The sequence below is a fragment of the Saccharothrix ecbatanensis genome (assembly GCF_014205015.1).
GTDB classification, from domain to species: Bacteria; Actinomycetota; Actinomycetes; order Mycobacteriales; family Pseudonocardiaceae; genus Actinosynnema; species Actinosynnema ecbatanense.
In genome coordinates this window covers 8,069,680-8,089,872 of record NZ_JACHMO010000001.1, presented here as the reverse complement: position 1 = coordinate 8,089,872, position 20,193 = coordinate 8,069,680, and the positions used below count along the sequence as shown (strand labels likewise).

The window sequence follows — 20,193 nt, the reverse complement described above, 5'->3', positions numbered from 1 at the left end:
CCCCTAGGGAGTGAACGAGAACCACCCCATTGGGGTTGCGGCATCTACTGGGAGTAATCCCCGATGGCGGGTGATCCCCCCGCCCATACCTTGATCACCAGGGCCGGACCCACCCCTGCCGGTCCCGCTCCCCGCGTCCGATTCGACCAGGAGAACTCCATCATGGGCTCCAGCCCCACCACGCTGCACGACTTCGTCCTCGACCTGCTCAGCGACCCGACCGCCCTGGCCGACTTCCGGTCCGACGCGGCGGGCACCCTGGCGAAGGCGGGCCTGAGCGACATCAGCGCTCTGGACGTGCAGGAAGTCATCCCGCTGGTCCTCGACTACGTGCCGACCGGGAGCCTGCCCGCTCTCGACGGCTCGGTCCTCGAAGACCTGCCGATCGACGTGCTCGACGCCGGCCCGGCCAGTGCGATCTTCCAGCTCAGGACCGTGGCCGACCAGCTCGCGACGTCGGGTGCGGTCAGCGCGGGCGACGTGAAGGCCGCCGTAGCGGGCCGACTGACCGCGGACGCCGACAACCTGGCCGTGTTCAGCGGCGTGTCGAGCCACGGGGGTCTGCTCGACTTCGCGGCCCACTCGAAGCTCTCGATCGAGGGCGACTTCTCCGCGGTGGGTGACGTGACCGACACCCTGGACGGCACGTTGTCCACCGTTTCCGGCCCGGTGGACGGCCTGGCCGGCACGGCGACCGGCACGCTGGACGGTGCCCTCGCCACGGCCGGTGGGGTCGCCGGCTCGCTGCCGGACGCGGATGGCCTGACCAGCACCGCGTTCGGCACCGTCGACACGCTGACCGGCGTGGTCGGCAACGTGACCGGTGGCCTCACCGGTGACCTGCCCGTCGTCGGGGACCTGCCCGGCGTCGGCGACCTCGGCGGTGTGGGCGACCTCGGCAACCTGCCGGTCGTCGGCGACGTCAGCGACTCCCTGGGCGTCTCCGGCTCCGCGCAGGGTTCGGCGCAGTTCGAGACCCACGGCGCCGCGCCGCTGTCCGGTGTCACGGACACCGTCGCGGGCGTCGCGGACACCGCTGGTGTCGGCGGCGTGGTGAGCAACGTCACCGGCACCGTGGACGGTCTCGACCTGCCGGTCGTGGACGGCCTCGGCGTGGACGACCTGCTCTTCTGAGACTGATCCACCACCGGAGGGCCGGTGCTGTCCACTGGACGGCGCCGGCCCTCGCCGGTGCCCGGGGCTTTCACCCGAACGGGTTTTACCGGCACACTCTGCCGAGTGATGTCCGCGCCCTGGCTCGACGTGCTAGACGACACGATCCGGGCTTGCGCTGCGCACAACCGGCCCGACCTGGCCGAACGGTTGCGCGAGAAGCGCGCCCGGCAGCTGGACCCCAAGCTCCGCGTGCTCGTGATCGGCGAGCCGGGACAGGGCAAGAGCCAGCTCGTGAACGCGATGGTGAACGCGCCGGTGTGCCCGGTCGGCGACGACGCCACCACCACCGTTCCCACGTTCGTGCAGCACGCGGAGACGCCGTCCGCCGCCCTCGTGCGCGGCGCGTCCATCGCGAACACCCCCACCGAACGCATCCCCGTGCCGATCGACCAGCTGGCCAGCCGGGTGAGCGAGGACCACGGCGGCGGTGACCTGGTGCGCGCCGAGATCGGCATCCCGCGGGCCCTGCTCGACTCCGGCCTGGTGCTGATCGACACGCCGGGCGTCGGCGACCTGCGGCCCGCGCACACCGCGAGCACGTTCGCCGCGCTCCTCCAGGCCGACGCGGTGCTGATGGTGTCCGACGCGACGGCCGAGCTGACCGGCTCCGAGCTGGAGCTGCTGAAGCAGGTCATGACGTCCTGCCCCAACGTGATCGTGGTGCTGACGAAGATCGACATCGCGGCGCAGTGGCGGCGCGTGGTCGAGCGCAACCGGGCGCACCTGGCCCGCGCGGGCGTGGCCGCGAAGCTGATCCCGGTGTCCGCCGCGCTGCGGCTGCGCGCGGCCAAGACCGGCGACAAGGCGCTCAACGCCGAGTCCGGGTTCCCCGAGCTGCTGGCGTGCGTGCGGCAGGACATCGTGGCCGCCGCCGACCTGCTGGCCCGCCGCACGGTCGCCGTCACCGCCGCGTCGGCGATCAAGCAGCTGGTGGCGCCGGTGCGCGAGGAGCTGACCGCCCGCGGCTCGAAGAAGGGGCCGGAGAACACCATCGCCGCGCTCAACGAGGCCCAGCGCCGCATCGACGAGCTGCGCCGCCGGTCCGCGCGCTGGCAGACGGTGCTGGCCGACGAGATGGCCGACCTCGTGTCCGACATCGAGTACGACCTGCGCGACCGGACCCGCAAGATCATGCGCGAGGTGGACAAGACGTTCGAGACGGCCGATCCGGCGCTGGGCTGGGAGCAGTTCGAGTCCTGGCTGGAGGACAACCTCACGGAGGCCGCCACGACGAACTTCGCCTGGCTGCTGGACCGGTCGGGGTGGGTGGCGGAGAAGGTCGCGAAGAGCTTCCCGGTGGTCCGGGACGACCTGCTGCCCGAGTCGATCTTCCCGGACGACGTGCTGGACCGCGTGTCGCCGATGGAGAAGCCGGTGATCGAGAAGTTCAACGTGATGCAGAAGGCGTTCACGGGCCTGAAGGGCTCCTACGGCGGCGTGCTGATGTTCGGCCTCGCCACCAGCCTCGCCGGCATGCCGCTGATCAACGCCATCTCGCTCGGCGCGGGCGCGCTCTTCGGCGGCAAGTCGATCATCGACGAGAGCGACCAGCGGTTGCGCCGCAGGCAGGCCGCCGCGAAGGCCGCCGCCGCCCGGCACGTGGACGACTTCTTCATCAAGTTCAGCAAGGACTGCCGTGACGCGGGCCGGCACATCCAGCGCAGCCTGCGCAACCACTTCTCCACGCTGGCCGAGGAGTTGCAGGAGACCCTGCTGGAATCGGCCCGCAGCGCGCGCCGCGCCGTCCAGGACGACAACTCCGAACGCGAGCGCCGCAGCCTGGAGGCCAAGCGCGAACTCGACCACCTCGTCGCGCTCTACCAGCGGGTCCAGGCACTCGCGGGAGGTCAGGCGCCGCCACTGGGGATCAGCGCCTGATGCTCGACGGCACCACGCTGGAGGACGAGGTCTGGGCGCTGCTCGAAGACGCCCTGGCGATCTACCGGGACAGCCCGCGGGCGGTCGCGTGGCTGCGCGGGCACCAGGCCCGGTTCACCGAACCGGTGCGCGTCGCCGTCGCGGGCGCGCCGCGGTCGGGCAAGTCGACGGTGGTCAGCGCGTTGATCGGCGAGGAGTTCGTGCCGACCGGCGCGACCACCTGGTACCAGGACGGACCGCGGGCGAAGGCACACGTCGGCCCGTACGAGGTGCCGGTGACCCGCCGTGACGGCAAGGCGTTCGTGGACGCGCCGGACGCCGAACGCGTGCTGGTCGAGTGGCCGTCCCGCTCGCTGCGCGACCTGATCCTGATCGACACGCCGGCGGAGGCGCCGGTCGAGCAGGTCTACGGCGAGGCCGACGCGGTGCTCTACCTGACCAGGCACATGCACAGCACGGACGTGCGGTACCTCCAGACCGCGCACGACCACCCGGTGGCACGGGCCGCGCCGGTGAACACCGTGCTGGTGCTGGCGCGGGCGGACGAGATCGGCGGCGGCCGGATCGACGCGCTGTCGTCGGCCAAGCAGATCGCCCGCCGCTACCGGCGCGAGGCGACCGTGACCCCGTTGTGCCAGAACGTGGTCGCGGTGGCGGGGCTGCTCGCGGTGGCCGCGCGAACGGTGCGGCCGGACGAGTTCACCGCGCTCGCGTCGCTGGCTTCGTTGGCGCGCACCGAGTTGGAGGACCACCTGCTGTCCGCGGACCGGTTCGTGGCCGAGGACTTCCCGGTCCGGCTGGACCCGGCGGCGCGGCACGGCCTGGTGGACCGGTTCGGCCTCTTCGGCGTGCGGCTGACGACCACGCTGATCCGGCAGGGCTTCGACACGCAGGTGAAGCTGACCGGGCAGCTGGTGCAGCGCAGCGGTCTGGGCGAGCTGCGCGACTCGGTCGGCATCTACTTCACCGAACGCCGCGAGGTGCTGAAGGCGCGGTCCGCGTTGCTGGGCCTGGACGTGGTGCTGCGCGCCGAGCCGCGGCCCGGTTCGATCGGCCTGGCCACCGCGGTCGAGCGGATTCTGGCCACCACCCACGACTTCCGGGAGCTGCGGCTGCTGGCGTCGTTGCAGGGCGGGCGGATCCGGCTGCCGGGCGAGCTGGACGCCGAGGCGTCCCGGCTGGTCGGCGGCCTGGGCACGAACCCGGTGGTGCGGCTGGGCATGGACTACGAGCCGACCGGGAGCGAGCTGCGGCACGCCGTGCTGGACACGCTGGGCCGGTGGCGCGACCACTCCGTTGACCCGGCGCTGGACCACGGGCAACGGCGGGCCGCGTCCGTGGTCGTGCGCAGCTGCGAGGGCATGCTCGCCCAGCTCGGTTGAGCGGCTGTCGGGTTCTGGGCTGTCGGTTGAGGGCTGTCAGTTCAGGGCGGCGGCCACCGCTTGGACCGCCGCCGACGGCGTCCGACGCGGGTCCGTGACCAGGAACAGCGTGCTGTCGGGCAGTTCGCGCACGCGCTGGAGCGTGCCGGCGTCCAACTGCTCGGCGACCGCCACGCGCGGCAGCACGGTCCAGCCCAGCCCCGCCACCACGCACGACCGGACGGCCTCGATGCTGCCGAACCGGGTGATGCTCGGCGTCGCGGACAGCTCCCGCACGAACCGGTCGCTGTACGAGCAGCCCTCCTCCAGCAGGAAGTACCGCTCGTCCAGCAGCACGCCCGGCGCGGACACCAGCTCGATCGGCTCGGCCCCGATCGCGGTCACCTTCAGACCCGGCGCGACCACCGCGTCCTCCAGCACCAGCGCCAGGTCCAGCGTGCCGTTGCGGACACCGGTGATCGCCTGCCGGGTGCCCGACGGCGAGAGGTGCACGGAGATGCCCGGCCAGCGCAGGGCGACGTCCGCGATCCGCTGCGGCAGCCGGTAGGCGCAGACCGACTCGGGTGCGGCTATCCGCACGTCGCCCTCCACGGCGGTGCTGCCGCGCACCGCGTCGCGCAGGCGTTGTTCGGCCGACAGCACCTCCCTGGCGTGCTCGACGGCCTGCCGGCCGGCCTCGGTCAGCCGGGCGCCGCTGGGCAGCCGGTCGAACAGGCGTGCGCCGAGGTGCCGTTCCAGGGCTTTGACCTGGCTCGTCACCGTGGATTGCACGAGGTGCAGCTCCGCCGCGGTGGCGGTGAAGCTGCCCGTGCGCGCGAGCACCAGGAGTGTGCGCAGGAGGCGGGTGTCCACTGGATCGACAATACCGATCGAACGCATCACAGGGAATCGTTGGACTCGATGCCGGGTGGTGGCGGACGCTGTGCCCATGAACGACGCACTTCACCCGGCAGTACTGCGCTACAGCGCCTTCACCACCGACCCGGCGGGCGGCAACCCGGCCGGTGTCGTGCTGGACGCTACCGGGCTCGACGACGCCCGGATGCTGGAGATCGCCGCCGACCTCGGCTACTCGGAGACCGCCTTCGCGTTCCCCCGGACCGGCGGGCACGACTTCGACCTGCGGTACTTCAGCCCGTTGGCGGAGGTCCCGTTCTGCGGTCACGCCACCGTGGCCACCGCCGTCGCCCTGGAACGGCCCGGCACTCTGCGGTTCCACACCAAGGCCGGGCTGGTGGAGATCGCCGCGACGCCGGGCACGGCGACCCTGACCAGCGTGCCGACGTCCTCCACGCCCGCGCCGGAGTCGGACGTCGCCGAGGCGTTGCGGGCACTGCGGTGGTCCGCCGACGACCTCGACCCGCGCTACCCCGTGCACTGGGCGTCCGGCGGCGCGCGGCACCTGGTGCTGGCGGTGCGGACGCGGGAGCGGTTGGCCTCGCTGGACTACGAGTTCGACGCGCTGGGCGACCTGCTGCGGGCCAACGACGCGCTGACCGCGCAACTGGTGCACCAGCGCTCCGACGACGTCTTCGACGCGCGCGACCCGTTCCCGGTCGGCGGGGTCGTGGAGGACCCGGCGACCGGGGCCGCCGCGGCGGCGTTCGGCGGCTACCTGCGGACGATCGGCGAGGTCACCGGGCCGAGGACGATCACCATCCACCAGGGCGACGACATGGGCCGACCCAGCGTGCTGACGATCGGGGTGTCACCGGACGACCCGCGGGTCACGGTGACGGGCGCGGCCGTGCCCATCCCCGACTGAACCCGATCAGAGCTGAACCCGGTCGGCACCGAACCCGGTCAGAGCTGAACCCGGTCAGGACTGAGCCCGGTCAGGACTGGGCGCGCTCCAGCACCACCACTGGGATCTCGCGGTCGGTCTTCTTCACGTAGCCGTCGTAGTCCGGCCACACCTCGGTCATCAGCTTCCACAGCTTCGCCCGCTCCTCACCGGTGGCGGTGCGCGCCGTGGTGGGGAAGACGTCCGGGCCGACCTGCACCTCGGCCCGGTTCTCCGCGAGCAGGTTCCGGTACCAGGAGGGGTGTTCCGGAGCGCCGCCGTGCGACGCCACGACCACGTACGCGTCACCGTAGGGCTGGTAGATCAACGCGGTGCGGCGTGGTTCACCGGACTTCCGGCCGGTCGTGGTCAGCAGGAGCGTGAAGACGCCCGGCCGCCACTCGTGGCCTTCCGCGCCGCCCGACTCGACGTACTTCTGGATGTGCTTCTTCACCCAGCCGACGGGGCTGTCCACTACTGCCATACCCCGACGCTACCCACACCACGCGCACCCGGCACGCCGCGCGAGGTCACCTGTTCCCGACGGCGTCCTCGATCGTGGTGGGCGCGCGGCCGATCAGCTTCTCCAGGTCGGGCCGCACGTCCGCGAGCACGCCGCGGCCGATGTTGACCTCGATGTCGGCGAGCAGCTCGGCGACGAAGTCGGGCAGGCCGAAGCCCTTCAGACCGGCGACGCGCTCCTCCTGGCTCACCTTCACGTGCGTGGTGCCCGCGAGTCCGGCCAGCTCGTCGAAGCTCCACGCCCGCGAGCCGGTCAGCTCGTAGACCGCGTTCTCGTGGCCGGGGGTGCTCAGCACGACGGCCGCGGCCACCGCGTAGTCGTCGCGGGCCGCGCTCGCGACCCGCCCGTCGCCGGCGGCCCTGACGATCGGGCCGGGGGCCTGCGGGAGGTAGTTCTCGTGGTACATGCCGTTGCGCAGGAACGTGAACGGGATGCCGGTGGCCCGGATCTCCTCTTCGGTCGCCTTGTGCACCCCGGCCAGGCTGAGCGGCGAGGTGTCCGCGTCGGTCACCGACGTGTAGACGATGTGCCGCACGCCCGCCTCCGCCGCCGCGCGCACGGCGTTCCGGTGCAGTCCGATGCGGACTTCGTCCGGCCCGTCGACGGACACCAGCAGCAGCGTGTCCACCCCGGCGAACGTGTCGGTGAGCGGGCCGGCGAAGTCGCCGTGCCGGACCTCGACGCCGAGGCCTTCCGCCTTCTCCGGTTCGCGGACGGACACCGCGAGCCGGTCGGCCGGGATGCGGGTGAGGGCGTGCTTGAGGATCAGGGAGCCGAGCTGGCCGGTAGCACCGGTGATCAAGGTCTTCATGGGGCCAAGCTAGATCTCTCGCTAACTATTCGACAGTACCTACCTGAATGTCAGGTACTAACTGCTCGGAAAGCATCCAGGTAGAGTCGGTGCCATGGAGAACCGAGGTGACGTGTACGACCACAACTGCCCGTCCCGGGTGATCGCCAACCACGCGACCGGGCAGTGGGGCAGCCTGGTGCTCGCCAAGCTCCTGGGCGGCACGCTGAGGTTCGGCGAGCTGCGCCGGGAAGTCGCCGGGGTGAGCGAGAAGATGCTGGCCCAGACGTTGCAGGCGCTGGAGCGGGACGGGCTGGTGCACCGCGAGGTGCACCCGGTGATCCCGCCGCGGGTGGACTACTCCCTCACCCCGCTGGGCACCCAGGCGGCGAAGCGGATCAGCGACCTGTTCGGGTGGATCGAGGAGAACGTGCCGAACTTCCGCGCCGCGCAGGACGACTACGACGCGCGGCGCCAGAACGTGTGACACGTCACCTCCCGAACCCAACACCGGGTGAATTCGAGGTGTGGTTTGCCAGGATGGGATTCATGACTCAGCCCTTCACGGACGATAGTCACCCGGCCGAGCCCTATCCGGGAGCTCGGCCGGGACACTGCTTCGTGCACCTCAACGGCGAAGGCTGGCCGGTCACGCCCGACCCCGGCGCCGATTCCGGGTGGCGCGTCGCCCCGGACGGGCAGGACCTGGACGACTGGCTCGCGGCGCACGGCGAACCGCCCCTCACGGGCCGGATGCCGGTGCTGGCCTACGGCTCCAACGCCAACCCGGCCAAGGTCACGTGGCTGCGGGACGAACTCGGACTGACCGGCCCGGCGGTCGTGCTGAGGGCCCGGTGCACCGGCCTCGCCGCCGTCTGGGCCGCGGGACTGCGCAAGACCGACGGCCAGCGGCCGGCCACCCTCGCGGCGGCGCCCGGCGTCGAAGAAGAGCACGCGGTGTGGTTCGCCACCGCCGAACAGCTGCGGGTGCTCGACCGCTGCGAGGGCCGCGGCCTGCGGTACCGGCTCGTCCGGGTGCACACCGGCCGGGTGACGTTGTTCGACGGCGGCGTGGTCGACTCCGTGCTCGCGTACACCGGAGCGGGCACCAGGCGGATGCCGCTCCTGATCAACGACAAGCCCGTGCGCTGCGCCGACGTGGACCAGCGCGGCGCGCGACGGCTGGGCGGACGGCCCGCCGCCAACGACGGCCTTGACGTGACCCCGGTGCACGGCGAGCCGACGCCCGACGACTGGCCGGACCGCCTCTTCACCTACGGCACCCTCCAGCCGGGGATGGGCGCGTGGCACCTGGTGGCGCCGTTCGTGACCGGCGACCCGGAGCCCGCCGCGCTGCCCGGCACGGTGCACGACACCGGCCGCGGCTACCCGGCGCTGCGCCCCGGCGACGGACCGGGCGTGCCGGGGCACGTGCTGCGGCTGGAGAACCCCGAGGACGCCCTGCCCGTGCTGGACGAGTACGAGGGCGACGAGTACCGCCGGGTGCGCGTCACGCTGCCCGACGGGCAGGTCTGCTGGACCTACGTGTGGACGGCCGAGGTGGGCCGGATGCCGGTGCTCCCGGACGGTTGGGTCGAGAACCGCCCATGATGCGCCCGATCCGGTGAATTCTTCGCCGACCCACCCAACCGATCCCGGGTTGGGTACGTCCTCCTGATAAGGACCACGAATCCGAGCCAGGAGGTGGACATGAGGCGACTCGTGGCGTACGGCGCCCTGACGGTCGCGCTCACCGCGTGCGGGAGCCCCCAACCGACGGCCGACCAGGTCATGGCGCCCTCCTCGGAGACGGAGACGGCCTCCACGACGACCGCCGGGACGGCCCCGCCGGCGTCGGAGCAGCCGGTGCCGCCGACGCAGGCCACGACGGCCGCGGGGTCGACCAGGTGCACGGCCGCGGTGCTGGCCGGATCGGTCCAGACGACCGACGCCGGCGCGGGCAACCGGTACGGCAAGCTCGTGGTGACCAACAACGGGTCGGCGCCGTGCACGCTCAACGGCTACAGCGGCCTGCAACTGCTCGACGCGGCGGGCAACCCGGTGCCGACGAACCTCCAGCGCAAGCCGGACCCCGGTCCGTCGCCGGTGACCGTCGCGCCCGGCACGGCGGCGGCGGCGAACCTGCACTGGACCGTGGTGCCGACCGGTGACGAGCCGGTGGAGGGCCCGTGCCAGCCCGAGGCGACGAGCGCCGCCGCGATCCCGCCGGACGAGACGCAGCCGGTGAGCCTCGCGTGGAACCTGGGTCCGGTGTGCGGCGGCGGGAAGATCGAGATCAGCGCGTTCTACGCTGGCTAGGTGATCGAGTCGAACGTCCCCGGCCACGCCGGTGAACTCGCGGTCCGCACCTGGCCCAACCTGGACGCCGGCTGGCTGGCCGTGCTCGTGCACGGGTACGGCGAGCACAGCGGCAGATACGCGCACGTCGCCGAGGCGCTGGTGGGGGCGGGCGCGCTGGTCGTGGCGGCCGACCACGTCGGGCACGGCCGGTCCGAGGGCGAACGGGCGCTGATCACCGACTTCGACGGCGTGGTCGCGGACGTCGGCGCGACGATCAGCTCGGCGTCGTCCGACCTGCCGACGGTGCTGATCGGGCACGCGGAGGGCGGCCTGGTCGCGGCCCGGTACGCCCAGCGGAACCCGTTGTCCGCGCTGGTGCTGTCGGCGCCGGTGCTGGGCACCTGGCAGGGGCTGGACCTGTTGGGCCGCAAGGAGATTCCGGACGTGCCGCTGGACCCGGACGTGCTGTCGCGCGACGCGGAAGTGGGCAAGCGGTACGCGGCCGACCCGTTGGTGTGGCACGGCCCGTACCGGCGGGAGACGTTGGAGGCGTTGGAACGCGCGATCGACGACGTCAACTACGGGCCGGCGCTGGAACACCTGCCGACGTTGTGGCTGCACGGCGACGCCGACGACCTGGTGCCCCTGGCCGACACCCGAACCGGCACCGACCGCCTGCGCGGCCTGCTGTTCGAGGAGCGCGTCTACCCCGGCGCCCGGCACGAGGTGTTCAACGAGATCAACTCCGACGAAGTCCTGGCCGACGTGGTCGAGTTCGTCCACCGGGTGCTCGACCTGCCCTGAACTCGACCTGCCCGGAAAGGGCGGTCAGGTGGGACGGTCCACGCGGCACCGTCCCACCCGACCTGTCAAGGATCAGTCGTCGTCACGGATCACTCTTCGTAGTAGTCCGGGCTGTCGGCGTAGGCCTCGGTCCCGCCTGTCCAGGCACCGTGGCCATCCGCCCAGGAGTACCCGTCGACGTGGCCCGCGCTGCCGTCGAACACCCACGACACCGTGAACGCCGAGCCCGCACCGTCCGGGCCGGCGACCTGCCACGCCTCGTAGAAGTACGCGTTGCCGTAGTCGTCGGCGCCCGAAGCCTGGTCGTAGACCGCGGCGCCATAATGGGTGGCGGCCACGTGGTCCTGGCCGTATTCGACGTCGGCCGAGGCGATGCCCGCGGCGCCGATGATGATCGGGAGCGAGAGAGCCCCCGCGGCGATGGCTCGGATAATGCTGCGCATTGTGGAACCTCCTTGAATGGGTTGGCCCTGCGCCCACATCGTTACCTTGGTCGGCGGGCTGTCGGACGGTGCAGACCGCATCGTGTGACGGCTGGTTTGAACCGGCGGAAACGTCCTGATCAGCGGACATCACAAGGGGTGTGCGGAAGCCCCTGCTTGTGGGTGACACCGGTGGCACCCACACGCGCCACAGCGCCGTCGTGGAGAATCCGTCGCGATGGTTGAAGAAGACCTGGAATTGCTGATCACCGCGGTGGTGGCGGCGGACGACGAGCAGCAGGCGCGCGCCGCCTGCGCCGGACTGCTGCGCCAGGTCCGCGGGCGGGTCGTGCGCGCCGTCGACTGCTCCGACGAGGAACCCGGCTGCTGGTCGGTGACGATCAGCGGGGTCAGCGGCGAACGCGTGACGCAGAACGTGGCGGGCGCGCTCGCCCGGGCGGTCCGCACGTTCGTCCGCCGACTGGGCGACGAGTTCCCCACGCCGCGGGTCGCCTGCGAGCCGCCGACCGCGTGGACGGTGCTGGAGGACCCGGCCCTGCTGGACGGACCGGTGCCGGGCGGCGAGCGGTTGTTGGTGGAGGCGTGGGCCGGCGGCGACCCCCAACAGAAAGCCTCACCGCACAAGGCCTCCCAGCCCAACGACTCGCGACCCACCGACCCGCGCCAAACCGACCCGCGCCACACCGACCCACGCCACACCGACCCACGCCACGCAGACCCGCGCCACACCGACCCGGGCCACGCAGACCCGCGCCACACCGACCCTGGCCACGCGGGCCACGCGGGCCACGCGGGCCACGCCGAGTACAGATCCGAGCCGGGCGAACCGCGGCCCACCGCGGCCCACCGCACCACGGACCCCGCCGGCAACCCCACTGCGAACCCCACGGCGGACCCCGCCGGCAACCCCACTGCGAGCCCCACGGCGGACCCCGACGGCAACCCCGCTGCGAACCCGGCCGCAGACCCTGCCGTCAACCCCGCCGCGAACCCGGCTGCGAACCCGGCTGCGGACGCCACCGGCAACCCCACTGCGAATCCCGCCGCGGACCCTGCCGTCAATCCCGCCGCGAATCCCGCCGCAGACCCCACTGTCAACCCCGCCGCGAATCCCGGTGCGGACGCCGCCGCGGACCCTGCCGACGTGCCCGAACCCGGCACGCGGCTGTCCTTGCGCGTCGACGTGGCCGCGGACCGGTCCGCGGGCGCCGAATGGCAGGCACGGGCGGTAGCGAGCCGGGTCACGCGCAATGGCAAGATCACCCGAGTGGCTCCTCATGGGCACCTACTGAGCGTGCACATCGACCTTGGATCGAGCGTTAATTCGCCCACGGTCGCGCTACACGACGCGGTGGCGTCACTGGGCCGTTCGGGATGGTCCGCGGTCGAGTGGTCGGACGGTTCCGGCTCGATCCGCTGGTCGGCGACACCCGTGCCACCTGCCGGGATCGCCGCGCTGGAACTGACAGCGACACCGGCCTCGGCATTCGTGTGGACGGCGCCGGACTGAGATCGACAACGCTGACCCGATCGAGTGGATTTCGACGCCACCCGGTCAGCCGATCTTGCTTGTGAATCGTGATTCTTTAGGTACTACTTTCAACTATAGGAACGCAAACGCTTTGCGGGAGGGGTCGGGATCCGACATGGCCAGCATCGAAGAGGTCCGCGCCGCGATCGCCCAGGCCGTCGACAAGGCGGGCCAGAGCGTCAACGCCCTGCAACAGGCCGCCGACCTGGCCGAAGACGCGCAAGCCCTGCTGAGCACAGCCACCCAGGGCAGCGTCCAGGCCGACGTGGAGCAGGCGAACGCCCGGTTCGCCGAGGTGGTCAGCGGCGTCTCCGACTTGCAACAGCACCTCGGCGCCGGGATTTCCCAGGCCGAGAGCATCAATTCCAGGTTGTGACGTGACCTCGGTAGGCGAGATCAGGCTCGCGCTCGACCAGAGCTGCGAGTTACTCCGGGACGCCTATCGCAGCGTCCGGGAGGCCCAGCACGCGTTGGACGAGGCGGTCGACATCCTGGTCTCGGCGAGCGCCGACCACCACGAGTCCCTGGTGCCCGCCGGGTTCGTGAAGGCGGGTGAGCTGTTCGCCGACGAGCTCGAGCTGATCGTCGGCAGCCTGGAACTGGTCCAACGCCTAGCCGTGGAGCTGTGACGTGAGCAGGCGTGACGAGCGCCGGAAGAGGATCGAGAGCTCCTTCGAGGAGTTCCGCAGGGCCGTCGCCGCCGCGTTGGGCAACGCCTCGCGCGAGCAGCGCCAACTCGCCGCCGAACGCGCCCGCGACATGGTCGAGGTGATGGTGCGCGGGCAGGGGATCGACCGCGCGAAGGAAGATCCGCTGCTGGCGGAGGCGTTGGCGAACCCGCTGTTCCGGCAGCAGGTGGCGCAGGCGCTGATCGACCGGGTGGCCGCGTTCCGCGACTGGTCGGAGCACGGGCCGGACGCGTTGACCGGCCTGGTCGACGCGGTGGCGGACGGCCCGGCGTCGTGGCCGCACGAGAGGTGGCTCGGCACACCGGGCACGGCCGACGCGACCGAAGGCGTGCCCGAGCTGTGGCGCATCGGCACCGGCACGGTCCGCAGCGCGCCCGAGCCGCAGCGGTTCCCGGTGGCGGTGCCGCTGCTCGACCACGCGCACCTGCACGTGTCCTCCACGTACGAGAGCAGGCCCGCGGCCGAAGGCCTGGTGGAGAACCTGCTGCTGCGCCTGTTGAGCCACTTCCAGCCCGGTCTGGTGCACGTCCACGTGTGGGACGTCGGCCAGCTCACCGGCGCGCTGCCCGGCCTCTACCCGCTGACCCGCGCGGGCCTGCTGACCGTGCACGACCCGGCCCGGCTGCACGAGCTGCTGGACGAGCTGTCCGACCACATCCGCCGGGTGCACACCGGCGTGCTGGTCGAGGGCCACCAGTCGGTGACGGCGGCGGGCGGGCGGCGGACCGAGCCGTGGCGGGTGGCGGTGCTGTTCGGCAACCGGCAGGCGTTGCGGGAAGAGCACCAGCAGCAGCTGCAACGGGTGGCGCGCAACGGTTTGGCGGCCGGCATCCAGCTCGTCGTCGTCGACATCCCGGTCACCGTCAACTCGCCGATCGAGACCGTCACGATCGCCGCCGACCAGACCGCGACCTGCACGATGACCGGCAAGCACGTGACGGTCGCGCTCGACCCGCCGTTCCCCCGCGCGCTGGTGCCCCGCGCGTGCGCGGCGATCGCCGACAAGCGGGACGAGCGCCGGAACCGGCTGAGCACGTTCGCCGACCTGCTGCCGGAGCAGCTGTGGCGGGAGGACTCGTCGGCGGGCGTCGTCGCGCCGGTGGGCTTCCTGGAGGGCGAGCCGGTGCACGTGGCGCTGGGCGACACGTCGCCGCACGCGTTGATCGGCGGGCCGAGCGGTTCGGGCAAGACGAACTTCCTCTACGCCATGCTCGGCAGCCTGGCCGCCCGGTACGAGCCGGACGAGCTTGAGCTGTACCTGCTGGACTTCAAGGAGGGCGTGTCGTTCGCCCAGTTCGCGCCGGGCCGCAAGGACCCGACGTGGCTGCCGCACGCGCGGCTGGTCGGCGTGAACGTCAACACCGACCGCGAGTTCGGCGTGGCGCTGCTGGCGTTCCTGGCCGACGAGATGCGCCGGCGCGCGGACGCGGCGAAGCGGCACGAGGTCACCAAGCTGGAGCAGCTGCGCGAGGAGGACCCGCTCGGCCACTGGCCGCGGGTCGTCGCGGTGATCGACGAGTTCCAGTACCTGTTCGGCGAACGCGACCAGGTCACCGCGCAGGCCACCCAACTGCTGGAGGACGTGGCCCGGCGCGGCCGGTCGCAGGGCATCCACCTGGTGCTGTCCAGCCAGGACGTGTCCGGCATCGAGGGCTTCTGGGGCAAGTCGGCGATCTTCGAGCAGTTCACCGTGCGCATCGCGCTGCCGAAGGCACGGCGGGTGCTGGCCGAGCCGCAGAACGACGCCGCGGTGGAGCTGCCCCGCTGGCACGCGGTGGTCAACCACGAGTCGGGCGTCCGGCCGGGCAACGAGGTCGCGCGCATCCCGGACGCCACCGCCAAGGGCACGTTCGACAAGCTGCAAGCGGAGCTGCACCGGCGTCGGCCGCCGGACCTGGCCGAGCCGATCCTGTTCGACGGCAGCAAGGTGCCCGCGCTCCAGGCGCTGCCGGACTTCCGGGCGCTGGCGCCGGGCGCGGGCAACCCGACCGTGCTGCTCGGCCAGGTGATCGACGTGGCGGGCAGCGCGGCCAAGGTGCGCTTCGCCCGCACGCCGGGCCGGAACATCGCCGTGCTCGGGTCGCTGGCCGAGGACGCGGCGGACGTGCTGGCCGGCGCGGCGCTGTCGCTGGCCCGGCAGCACGAGCCGAACGACGCGCAGTTCACCCTGGCGTGCCTGGCCGAGGACGCCTGGCCGCACGCGGAGAAGCTGGCCAAGCAGCTGCGCGACGCGGGCCACGCGGTGGACCTGCTGGGCCTCGACGGCATCAGGACGCTGGTCGAGGGCGTGGCCGGTCGGATCACCGCGAGCATCACCGGTGAGACGGGCGCGCCATTGCAACCGCACTACGTGGTGGTTTACGCGGTGGACGCGGCGCACACCCTGTTGGAGGCGAAGAACCCGACGACGCGTGTCTCCGGGGTGGACAACCTGCGAACAGTGCTCAAACACGGCCCGGAGAACCGCACCCACGTGCTGGGCTGGTGGCGTGGCGCGCAGCGGCTGAAGAACACCCTTTCGCCCGGTGTCTACGACGACATCGGCGCGTGGGTCGCGTTCGACATCCAGGGCAAGGAGCTGCTGTCGTTCGGACCGGAGCAGGTCATGGCGTGGTCACCGCGACCGCGCCGGGGCCTGTTCTTCGACCGGTTCGAGCACTCACGGCCGCAGGTCGTCATCCCGTTCGACACCGGGGAGGAATCATGACCAGCCAGATCTCCGTAGTGCCCGCGCAGCGCACCAGTGGGGAAGGCGTGCCGGAGATCGGGACGGTTTCCGCGGTCGAGCGGTACAAGGAGATCGTCGCGCTGGCCGCCGAGTCGGTCGAGCGGATGCGTGCGACGGATCGCGCCCGGGTGCGTGACCTGCTGGCCCGGCTGGCCGCGTCGCAGGACCGGATGGCCGAGGTGATCGAGCAGGAACAGGTGGTCAAGCTGATCGTCGCGGTGCACTGGGAGGCCGCGGTCGAGCTGCTGTGGGACGAGCGGTGGATGAAGATGACCACGGTGCCCGACCCGGACGAGTCGGTCCCGCCGCGCGACCAGCGCGAGTACAACACCGCGATGGACCTGGCCTACCAGGCGTTGGAGGAGTCGTTGCAGAAACGCACCCTCTTGCGCCGCAAGGGTTCCTGACGCTCTTAAAAGCCCCAGGACACGGCGACGGTGTCGAAGTCGAGTTCGGCGCCGGTCCGGCGGTAGGTGGCCAGGGCGGCGGCGTTGTCCTTCTCCGTGCCGGTCCACGCGCCGGTGCAGCCGCGTTCCCTGGCCAGCCCGATCAGCCGCTCGATCAGCGCGGTGGCGATGCCCCGGCGCTGGTAGGCGTCGTCCACGCCCAGCTCGTAGAGGAACATCTCCACGCCCTTGTCGGGGTGGATGGTCTCGACGCCGGACACGAACCCGGCGGGCTCGCCGTCGACGTACGCGATCAGCAGGTGGTGCCGGTCGTCGGCGAGGAACGCTCGCGTCGCGTCCTCCCGCGGCAGGTCGTCGAACAGGTGACCGGCGGCCATGACCGCTTCGAGTGACGTGATCAGGCGGATGTCCACGACGTGACGGTACGCCCGGGAATAGCGGCGAGCCCTCGGAACGTCGTGATCCATATGACGCTTCCGAGCACCGCGCGCGAGGTCCACCTCGCCTCCCGTCCCGAAGGCTTCCCGACCGGCGACAACTTCGACCTGGTCGAAGTGCCCGTGCCGACCATCGGCGACGGCCAGCTGCTGGTCCGCAACATCGTGATGAGCGTGGACCCGTACATGCGCGGCCGGATGAACGAGGGCAAGTCGTACATCCCGCCGTTCGAGGTCGGCCAGGCCCTCTCCGGTGAGGCCGTGGGCGAGGTCGTGGCCTCGAACGCGCCCGGATTCGCGGTCGGCGACAAGGTGCGGCACTTCCTGGGCTGGCGCGAGTACAGCGCGGTGGACGCGGCCGGCGCGGCGAAGGTCGACCCGGACGCCGCCCCGCTCGGCGCGTACCTGGGCGTGCTCGGCATGCCCGGCCTGACCGCCTACGCGGGCCTGCTGGAGATCGCCTCGTTCAAGGAGGGCGACACGGTGTTCGTGTCCGGCGCGGCGGGCGCGGTCGGGCAGGTCGTCGGTCAGGTGGCCCGGCTGCGGGGCGCGAAGCGCGTCATCGGCAGCGCGGGCAGCGACGCGAAGGTGAAGTACCTGGTCGAGGAGCTGGGCTTCGACGCGGCGTTCAACTACAAGGACGGCCCGGTCGGGGAACAGCTCGCGAAGGCCGCCCCGGACGGCATCGACGTGTACTTCGACAACGTCGGCGGCGAGCACCTGGAAGCGGCGATCGACGCGCTGACCCTGTTCGGTCGCGTCACTCTCTGCGGCTCGATCTCGAACTACAACACCACGACCCCGGCTGGTGTGCGCAACCTCGGCCTGGCCGTCGGCAAGCGGCTGACGTTGCGCGGGATGCTGGTGTTCGACCTGGAGCACCTGCGCGACCAGTTCGTGCGCGAGGTCGCCGGCTGGATCGCCGAGGGCAAGCTGCGCTACCGGGAGACCGTGACCGAGGGCGGCCTGGACCGGGCGCCGGAGGCGTTCATCGGCATGCTGAACGGCGAGAACACCGGCAAGGCCCTCGTCACCCTCTAACGCTCGGACACTCCCACCTCTCGCCGCGACGCCGCGTGCCGGTCGATGACCTCCTGCGCCTCGACCAGCGCGGCGTCGCGCTCGGAGGCCTCCTCGTACCGGCCGTCGAAGTCCCTGAGCGCGATCACCGTCTCGGCGGTGAACTCCCGGCCGAACGCGTAGTCCCCGAGGCAGTAGCCGAACCCCGATTCGATCAGCGGAGCCAGCCCTTCCCGCTCGCAGTGGTCCAGGAAGCCCTCGGCGGCCCGCCACCGCTCGCCGTCGAACCAGAAGACGCCGCCGGCGTAGTGGATCGCCCGCCCGGTTTCCGAGTCGACGAGGTTCAGGGACTCGTAGTTCTCGGGACGGTCGCGCACCAGCCGCACCAGTGACTCGGGCACCCCTCGGTACAGCGACTCCTGGAGGGCGTAGTCGCCTTCGGCGTACAGGTTCAGCTCCGACTCGTGGTCGAAGACCAGCAGCAGCGCGAGGCCGTCCGGCGTGAAGTACCAGACGGCCGACTGCCCGCCGCTGTCGTTCCACGCGAACCGCTCCGCGTCGTCCACCACCATCGGCCGGACTTCGGTCAGCTCGCCGACGATCGCCGCGCGCCGCCGCACCTCGGCGAGAGGGGTCGCTTTGAGGGCGTCCCAGGTGTCCTGACTCATGCGCGCAGGCTAGCGGCCACCACCGACAAAACTCAGACGATCTCGCCTTCGGCGCCGTGACACCACGCGACGTGGATCAGGAGGTCCTGTCGCCCACGCCCCCTGCCCGCAACTCGCGCACGGCGTCACGGGCCTTGTCGCCCAACAGCTCGACCGTGGCCGGGTCGAAACTGATCTCGGCGACCGAATCGCCGATCACCAGCGTGATCGAGTTCGGGCAGTCCGTGTCCACCAGGAAGCGGACTTTCACATCACGGCCCACCAGCAGGCCGAACGAGGGCACGACGTCACGCTCCGTGAAGATCATCGGCGTGCCCCCACGCTGACGCCCGAGGGCGGAAACACCTTCCTGGTGGGCCTCATCGCCGTACCTCTCTTCCCGTGTGAAACCATTACGCACAGTGCTCGGACAGCAACTCGCCATGACGGGAGCGCGCTCCGTGCAGAGACGATAGCGTGCGGATTGCGCTCCATCCGGAACGAACACTGCTACTTTCGTGTACTGATGCGACTCGGCGGCGGCCACCGGTTCCGAGCGGGAAGGGATGACGACGTGCAGGTGACCTTCGGCCCCCAGGTGGCCCGGCGAGTGCTGCGCTACGAGCTCGACCGCCTGTGCGAGCAGGCCGGGAAGACCCAGGCGCAGGCCGGTGAGCGGTTGGGCATGTCGCGGGTCGGGTTCGGCCACTTGATCACCGGCAAGAACCTCCCGTCGAAGCCCGCGCTGGAGGTCCTGATGGACTTCTTCGGTCGGCCGGATCGCCTGCCGATGATGTTGGAACTGCTGGCCGTGGCGAAGCTCAAGCCCGACCAGCACGGCACCGTGCGACAGGACATCGACTCGTCGTCAACGGTGAAGGACTTCGAACTCGCCATCGGGTTGGAAGCGGTCGCCACCGGTATCGAGGTCTTCGACCCCATGTTGGTCAGCGGGCTGTTGCAGACCGAGGCCTATGCGCGCGAGCTGATCGCTTACCACGCCTCGATCACCCTTGGCGTCAACGTCGAGGACAGCATCGCGCTGCGACTGCGACGGCAGTCCGTGATCACGCGTGAGGCCGGCCCGGCTGAGTTGTGGTGCGTCGTCGAGGAGCAGACGCTGCGGCGACCGGTGGGCGGTCCCGCCGTGATGGCCGGCCAACTCGATCACCTGCTGGAGACGACCTCACGCCCGAACGTCAATTTCCAGGTCATCCCGCATGAGGTGGGCGTGCATCCGTCACTCACGGGCGCGTTCTACCTGCTCAGGTTCGATGACGACTGGCGGGTAGCGTATGAGGAAGCACGGCGATCGGCACACTACTACGACAGCCCCGAGGCCGTAGAAGACTACGGGAAGGTGATGAACCACCTTCGTCACCTGGCCCTCAACCCGAAGCGGTCGCGGGCGCTCGTCGCCAAGTTGAGGAAGGAGATCCAGTGATCGAGAACTGGCGGACTTCCACGTACACCGCCAACAACGGGACGTGCGTGGAGACGGGGTGGACCGGCGATGTGGTCGGCTACCGCGACACCAAGCAGGCCGCGCTTCCCGGCGACGAACGGCCGACGCTGACGTTCGGCAAGGGCGCGGCCCACGCGTTCCTGACCATGATCAAGTCATCGACCCGCTGATCCGACGGGTTCACCCGGT

Annotated in this window: 23 protein-coding genes; 16 read left to right on the top strand and 7 right to left on the bottom strand. The window is 71.2% G+C overall.

The features are described from left to right. Nucleotides 1–162 precede the first annotated feature (162 nt). The 3 genes from F4560_RS35695 to F4560_RS35685 all read left to right on the top strand — a co-directional run bounded on the left by F4560_RS35695 (nucleotide 163) and on the right by F4560_RS35685 (nucleotide 4,436). The gene (locus tag F4560_RS35695) at nucleotides 163–1,134 is read left to right on the top strand and encodes an IniB N-terminal domain-containing protein (RefSeq protein ID WP_184927504.1); all 972 of its coding nucleotides are present in this window, start codon (nucleotides 163–165) and stop codon (nucleotides 1,132–1,134) included. A gap of 108 nt (nucleotides 1,135–1,242) precedes the next feature. Then, on the top strand, nucleotides 1,243–3,054 hold the full coding sequence (locus F4560_RS35690) for a dynamin family protein (RefSeq protein ID WP_184927503.1): 1,812 nt from the start codon (nucleotides 1,243–1,245) through the stop codon (nucleotides 3,052–3,054). After that, nucleotides 3,054–4,436: a GTPase domain-containing protein gene (locus F4560_RS35685; RefSeq protein ID WP_184927502.1), complete on the top strand. Its 1,383-nt coding sequence runs from the start codon at nucleotides 3,054–3,056 to the stop codon at nucleotides 4,434–4,436. The genes F4560_RS35690 and F4560_RS35685 overlap by 1 nt, the downstream gene beginning before the upstream one ends. Before the next feature lie 36 nt (nucleotides 4,437–4,472). Here F4560_RS35685 and F4560_RS35680 read toward each other — a convergent pair whose 3' ends face one another. Then, a complete protein-coding gene (locus F4560_RS35680; protein ID WP_184927501.1) occupies nucleotides 4,473–5,288 on the bottom strand; it encodes a LysR family transcriptional regulator in 816 nt (271 codons plus the stop codon). A 76-nt stretch (nucleotides 5,289–5,364) separates the two neighbouring features. Here F4560_RS35680 and F4560_RS35675 point away from each other — a divergent pair, with 76 nt between their 5' ends. Continuing rightward, the gene (locus tag F4560_RS35675) at nucleotides 5,365–6,201 is read left to right on the top strand and encodes a PhzF family protein (protein WP_184927500.1); all 837 of its coding nucleotides are present in this window, start codon (nucleotides 5,365–5,367) and stop codon (nucleotides 6,199–6,201) included. A gap of 70 nt (nucleotides 6,202–6,271) precedes the next feature. On the opposite strand, the gene F4560_RS35670 is transcribed toward F4560_RS35675, so the two are convergent. Together F4560_RS35670 and F4560_RS35665 are read right to left on the bottom strand one after the other, a co-directional pair. After that, nucleotides 6,272–6,703 (bottom strand): nitroreductase family deazaflavin-dependent oxidoreductase, encoded by a 432-nt coding sequence (locus F4560_RS35670; RefSeq protein WP_184927499.1) that lies wholly within the window; start codon nucleotides 6,701–6,703, stop codon nucleotides 6,272–6,274. Between the two features lie 46 nt (nucleotides 6,704–6,749). Beyond that, the gene (locus tag F4560_RS35665) at nucleotides 6,750–7,553 is read right to left on the bottom strand and encodes an SDR family oxidoreductase (RefSeq protein WP_184927498.1); all 804 of its coding nucleotides are present in this window, start codon (nucleotides 7,551–7,553) and stop codon (nucleotides 6,750–6,752) included. A 94-nt stretch (nucleotides 7,554–7,647) separates the two neighbouring features. Between F4560_RS35665 and F4560_RS35660 the strand changes: the two genes are divergently transcribed. The 4 genes from F4560_RS35660 to F4560_RS35645 all read left to right on the top strand — a co-directional run bounded on the left by F4560_RS35660 (nucleotide 7,648) and on the right by F4560_RS35645 (nucleotide 10,637). Further along, complete coding sequence (locus tag F4560_RS35660) at nucleotides 7,648–8,019, top strand: winged helix-turn-helix transcriptional regulator (protein ID WP_184927497.1); 372 nt, start codon at nucleotides 7,648–7,650, stop codon at nucleotides 8,017–8,019. Nucleotides 8,020–8,081: 62 nt separating this feature from the next. Then, nucleotides 8,082–9,143 (top strand): gamma-glutamylcyclotransferase, encoded by a 1,062-nt coding sequence (locus tag F4560_RS46360; RefSeq protein ID WP_184927496.1) that lies wholly within the window; start codon nucleotides 8,082–8,084, stop codon nucleotides 9,141–9,143. A gap of 99 nt (nucleotides 9,144–9,242) precedes the next feature. After that, complete coding sequence (locus F4560_RS35650; protein WP_184927495.1) at nucleotides 9,243–9,851, top strand: DUF4232 domain-containing protein; 609 nt, start codon at nucleotides 9,243–9,245, stop codon at nucleotides 9,849–9,851. After that, nucleotides 9,852–10,637, top strand: coding sequence for an alpha/beta fold hydrolase (locus tag F4560_RS35645; RefSeq protein ID WP_184927494.1), 786 nt, complete (start codon nucleotides 9,852–9,854; stop codon nucleotides 10,635–10,637). Nucleotides 10,638–10,726: 89 nt separating this feature from the next. Here F4560_RS35645 and F4560_RS35640 read toward each other — a convergent pair whose 3' ends face one another. Beyond that, nucleotides 10,727–11,080, bottom strand: a complete 354-nt coding sequence (locus tag F4560_RS35640; RefSeq protein ID WP_184927493.1) for a hypothetical protein — start codon at nucleotides 11,078–11,080, stop codon at nucleotides 10,727–10,729. A 217-nt stretch (nucleotides 11,081–11,297) separates the two neighbouring features. Between F4560_RS35640 and F4560_RS35635 the strand changes: the two genes are divergently transcribed. The 5 genes from F4560_RS35635 to F4560_RS35615 all read left to right on the top strand — a co-directional run bounded on the left by F4560_RS35635 (nucleotide 11,298) and on the right by F4560_RS35615 (nucleotide 16,435). Further along, nucleotides 11,298–12,590, top strand: a complete 1,293-nt coding sequence (locus F4560_RS35635; protein WP_184927492.1) for a hypothetical protein — start codon at nucleotides 11,298–11,300, stop codon at nucleotides 12,588–12,590. 136 nt (nucleotides 12,591–12,726) lie between these two features. Next, complete coding sequence (locus F4560_RS35630; RefSeq protein WP_184927491.1) at nucleotides 12,727–12,987, top strand: hypothetical protein; 261 nt, start codon at nucleotides 12,727–12,729, stop codon at nucleotides 12,985–12,987. 1 nt (nucleotide 12,988) lies between these two features. Beyond that, entirely contained in the window at nucleotides 12,989–13,240 is a 252-nt protein-coding gene (locus F4560_RS35625) for a hypothetical protein (protein WP_184927490.1), read from the top strand. A 1-nt stretch (nucleotide 13,241) separates the two neighbouring features. Further along, a complete protein-coding gene (locus F4560_RS46355) occupies nucleotides 13,242–16,007 on the top strand; it encodes an FtsK/SpoIIIE domain-containing protein (protein ID WP_184927489.1) in 2,766 nt (921 codons plus the stop codon). Further along, the gene (locus F4560_RS35615) at nucleotides 16,004–16,435 is read left to right on the top strand and encodes a hypothetical protein (RefSeq protein ID WP_184927488.1); all 432 of its coding nucleotides are present in this window, start codon (nucleotides 16,004–16,006) and stop codon (nucleotides 16,433–16,435) included. The genes F4560_RS46355 and F4560_RS35615 overlap by 4 nt, the downstream gene beginning before the upstream one ends. Nucleotides 16,436–16,440: 5 nt before the next feature. On the opposite strand, the gene F4560_RS35610 is transcribed toward F4560_RS35615, so the two are convergent. After that, nucleotides 16,441–16,848, bottom strand: a complete 408-nt coding sequence (locus tag F4560_RS35610) for a GNAT family N-acetyltransferase (RefSeq protein WP_184927487.1) — start codon at nucleotides 16,846–16,848, stop codon at nucleotides 16,441–16,443. 54 nt (nucleotides 16,849–16,902) lie between these two features. Between F4560_RS35610 and F4560_RS35605 the strand changes: the two genes are divergently transcribed. Continuing rightward, nucleotides 16,903–17,913, top strand: a complete 1,011-nt coding sequence (locus tag F4560_RS35605; protein ID WP_184927486.1) for an NADP-dependent oxidoreductase — start codon at nucleotides 16,903–16,905, stop codon at nucleotides 17,911–17,913. Here F4560_RS35605 and F4560_RS35600 read toward each other — a convergent pair. Both F4560_RS35600 and F4560_RS35595 read right to left on the bottom strand, forming a co-directional pair. Next, entirely contained in the window at nucleotides 17,910–18,560 is a 651-nt protein-coding gene (locus F4560_RS35600; RefSeq protein ID WP_184927485.1) for a hypothetical protein, read from the bottom strand. The genes F4560_RS35605 and F4560_RS35600 overlap by 4 nt on opposite strands. A gap of 76 nt (nucleotides 18,561–18,636) precedes the next feature. Then, nucleotides 18,637–18,867, bottom strand: a complete 231-nt coding sequence (locus F4560_RS35595) for a hypothetical protein (RefSeq protein WP_184927484.1) — start codon at nucleotides 18,865–18,867, stop codon at nucleotides 18,637–18,639. A 45-nt stretch (nucleotides 18,868–18,912) separates the two neighbouring features. Here F4560_RS35595 and F4560_RS35590 point away from each other — a divergent pair, with 45 nt between their 5' ends. Next, complete coding sequence (locus F4560_RS35590) at nucleotides 18,913–19,983, top strand: helix-turn-helix domain-containing protein (RefSeq protein ID WP_184927483.1); 1,071 nt, start codon at nucleotides 18,913–18,915, stop codon at nucleotides 19,981–19,983. After that, nucleotides 19,980–20,174, top strand: a complete 195-nt coding sequence (locus F4560_RS45100) for a DUF397 domain-containing protein (protein WP_184927482.1) — start codon at nucleotides 19,980–19,982, stop codon at nucleotides 20,172–20,174. The genes F4560_RS35590 and F4560_RS45100 overlap by 4 nt, the downstream gene beginning before the upstream one ends. The last annotated feature ends 19 nt before the right edge of the window (nucleotides 20,175–20,193 follow it).

Bases quoted from the DNA above. Each gene is read 5' to 3' on its own strand.
- F4560_RS35665 (WP_184927498.1), bottom strand. From the start codon at position 7,553: ATGAAGACCTTGATCACCGGTGCTACCGGCCAGCTCGGCTCCCTGATC.
- F4560_RS35675 (WP_184927500.1), top strand. From the start codon at position 5,365: ATGAACGACGCACTTCACCCGGCAGTACTGCGCTACAGCGCCTTCACC.
- F4560_RS35630 (WP_184927491.1), top strand. From the start codon at position 12,727: ATGGCCAGCATCGAAGAGGTCCGCGCCGCGATCGCCCAGGCCGTCGAC.
- F4560_RS35690 (WP_184927503.1), top strand. From the start codon at position 1,243: ATGTCCGCGCCCTGGCTCGACGTGCTAGACGACACGATCCGGGCTTGC.
- F4560_RS35615 (WP_184927488.1), top strand. From the start codon at position 16,004: ATGACCAGCCAGATCTCCGTAGTGCCCGCGCAGCGCACCAGTGGGGAA.
- F4560_RS35695 (WP_184927504.1), top strand. From the start codon at position 163: ATGGGCTCCAGCCCCACCACGCTGCACGACTTCGTCCTCGACCTGCTC.
- F4560_RS35640 (WP_184927493.1), bottom strand. From the start codon at position 11,080: ATGCGCAGCATTATCCGAGCCATCGCCGCGGGGGCTCTCTCGCTCCCG.
- F4560_RS35660 (WP_184927497.1), top strand. From the start codon at position 7,648: ATGGAGAACCGAGGTGACGTGTACGACCACAACTGCCCGTCCCGGGTG.
- F4560_RS35600 (WP_184927485.1), bottom strand. From the start codon at position 18,560: ATGAGTCAGGACACCTGGGACGCCCTCAAAGCGACCCCTCTCGCCGAG.
- F4560_RS35605 (WP_184927486.1), top strand. From the start codon at position 16,903: ATGACGCTTCCGAGCACCGCGCGCGAGGTCCACCTCGCCTCCCGTCCC.
- F4560_RS35635 (WP_184927492.1), top strand. From the start codon at position 11,298: ATGGTTGAAGAAGACCTGGAATTGCTGATCACCGCGGTGGTGGCGGCG.
- F4560_RS46360 (WP_184927496.1), top strand. From the start codon at position 8,082: ATGACTCAGCCCTTCACGGACGATAGTCACCCGGCCGAGCCCTATCCG.
- F4560_RS35685 (WP_184927502.1), top strand. From the start codon at position 3,054: ATGCTCGACGGCACCACGCTGGAGGACGAGGTCTGGGCGCTGCTCGAA.
- F4560_RS35670 (WP_184927499.1), bottom strand. From the start codon at position 6,703: ATGGCAGTAGTGGACAGCCCCGTCGGCTGGGTGAAGAAGCACATCCAG.
- F4560_RS35595 (WP_184927484.1), bottom strand. From the start codon at position 18,867: ATGATCTTCACGGAGCGTGACGTCGTGCCCTCGTTCGGCCTGCTGGTG.
- F4560_RS35650 (WP_184927495.1), top strand. From the start codon at position 9,243: ATGAGGCGACTCGTGGCGTACGGCGCCCTGACGGTCGCGCTCACCGCG.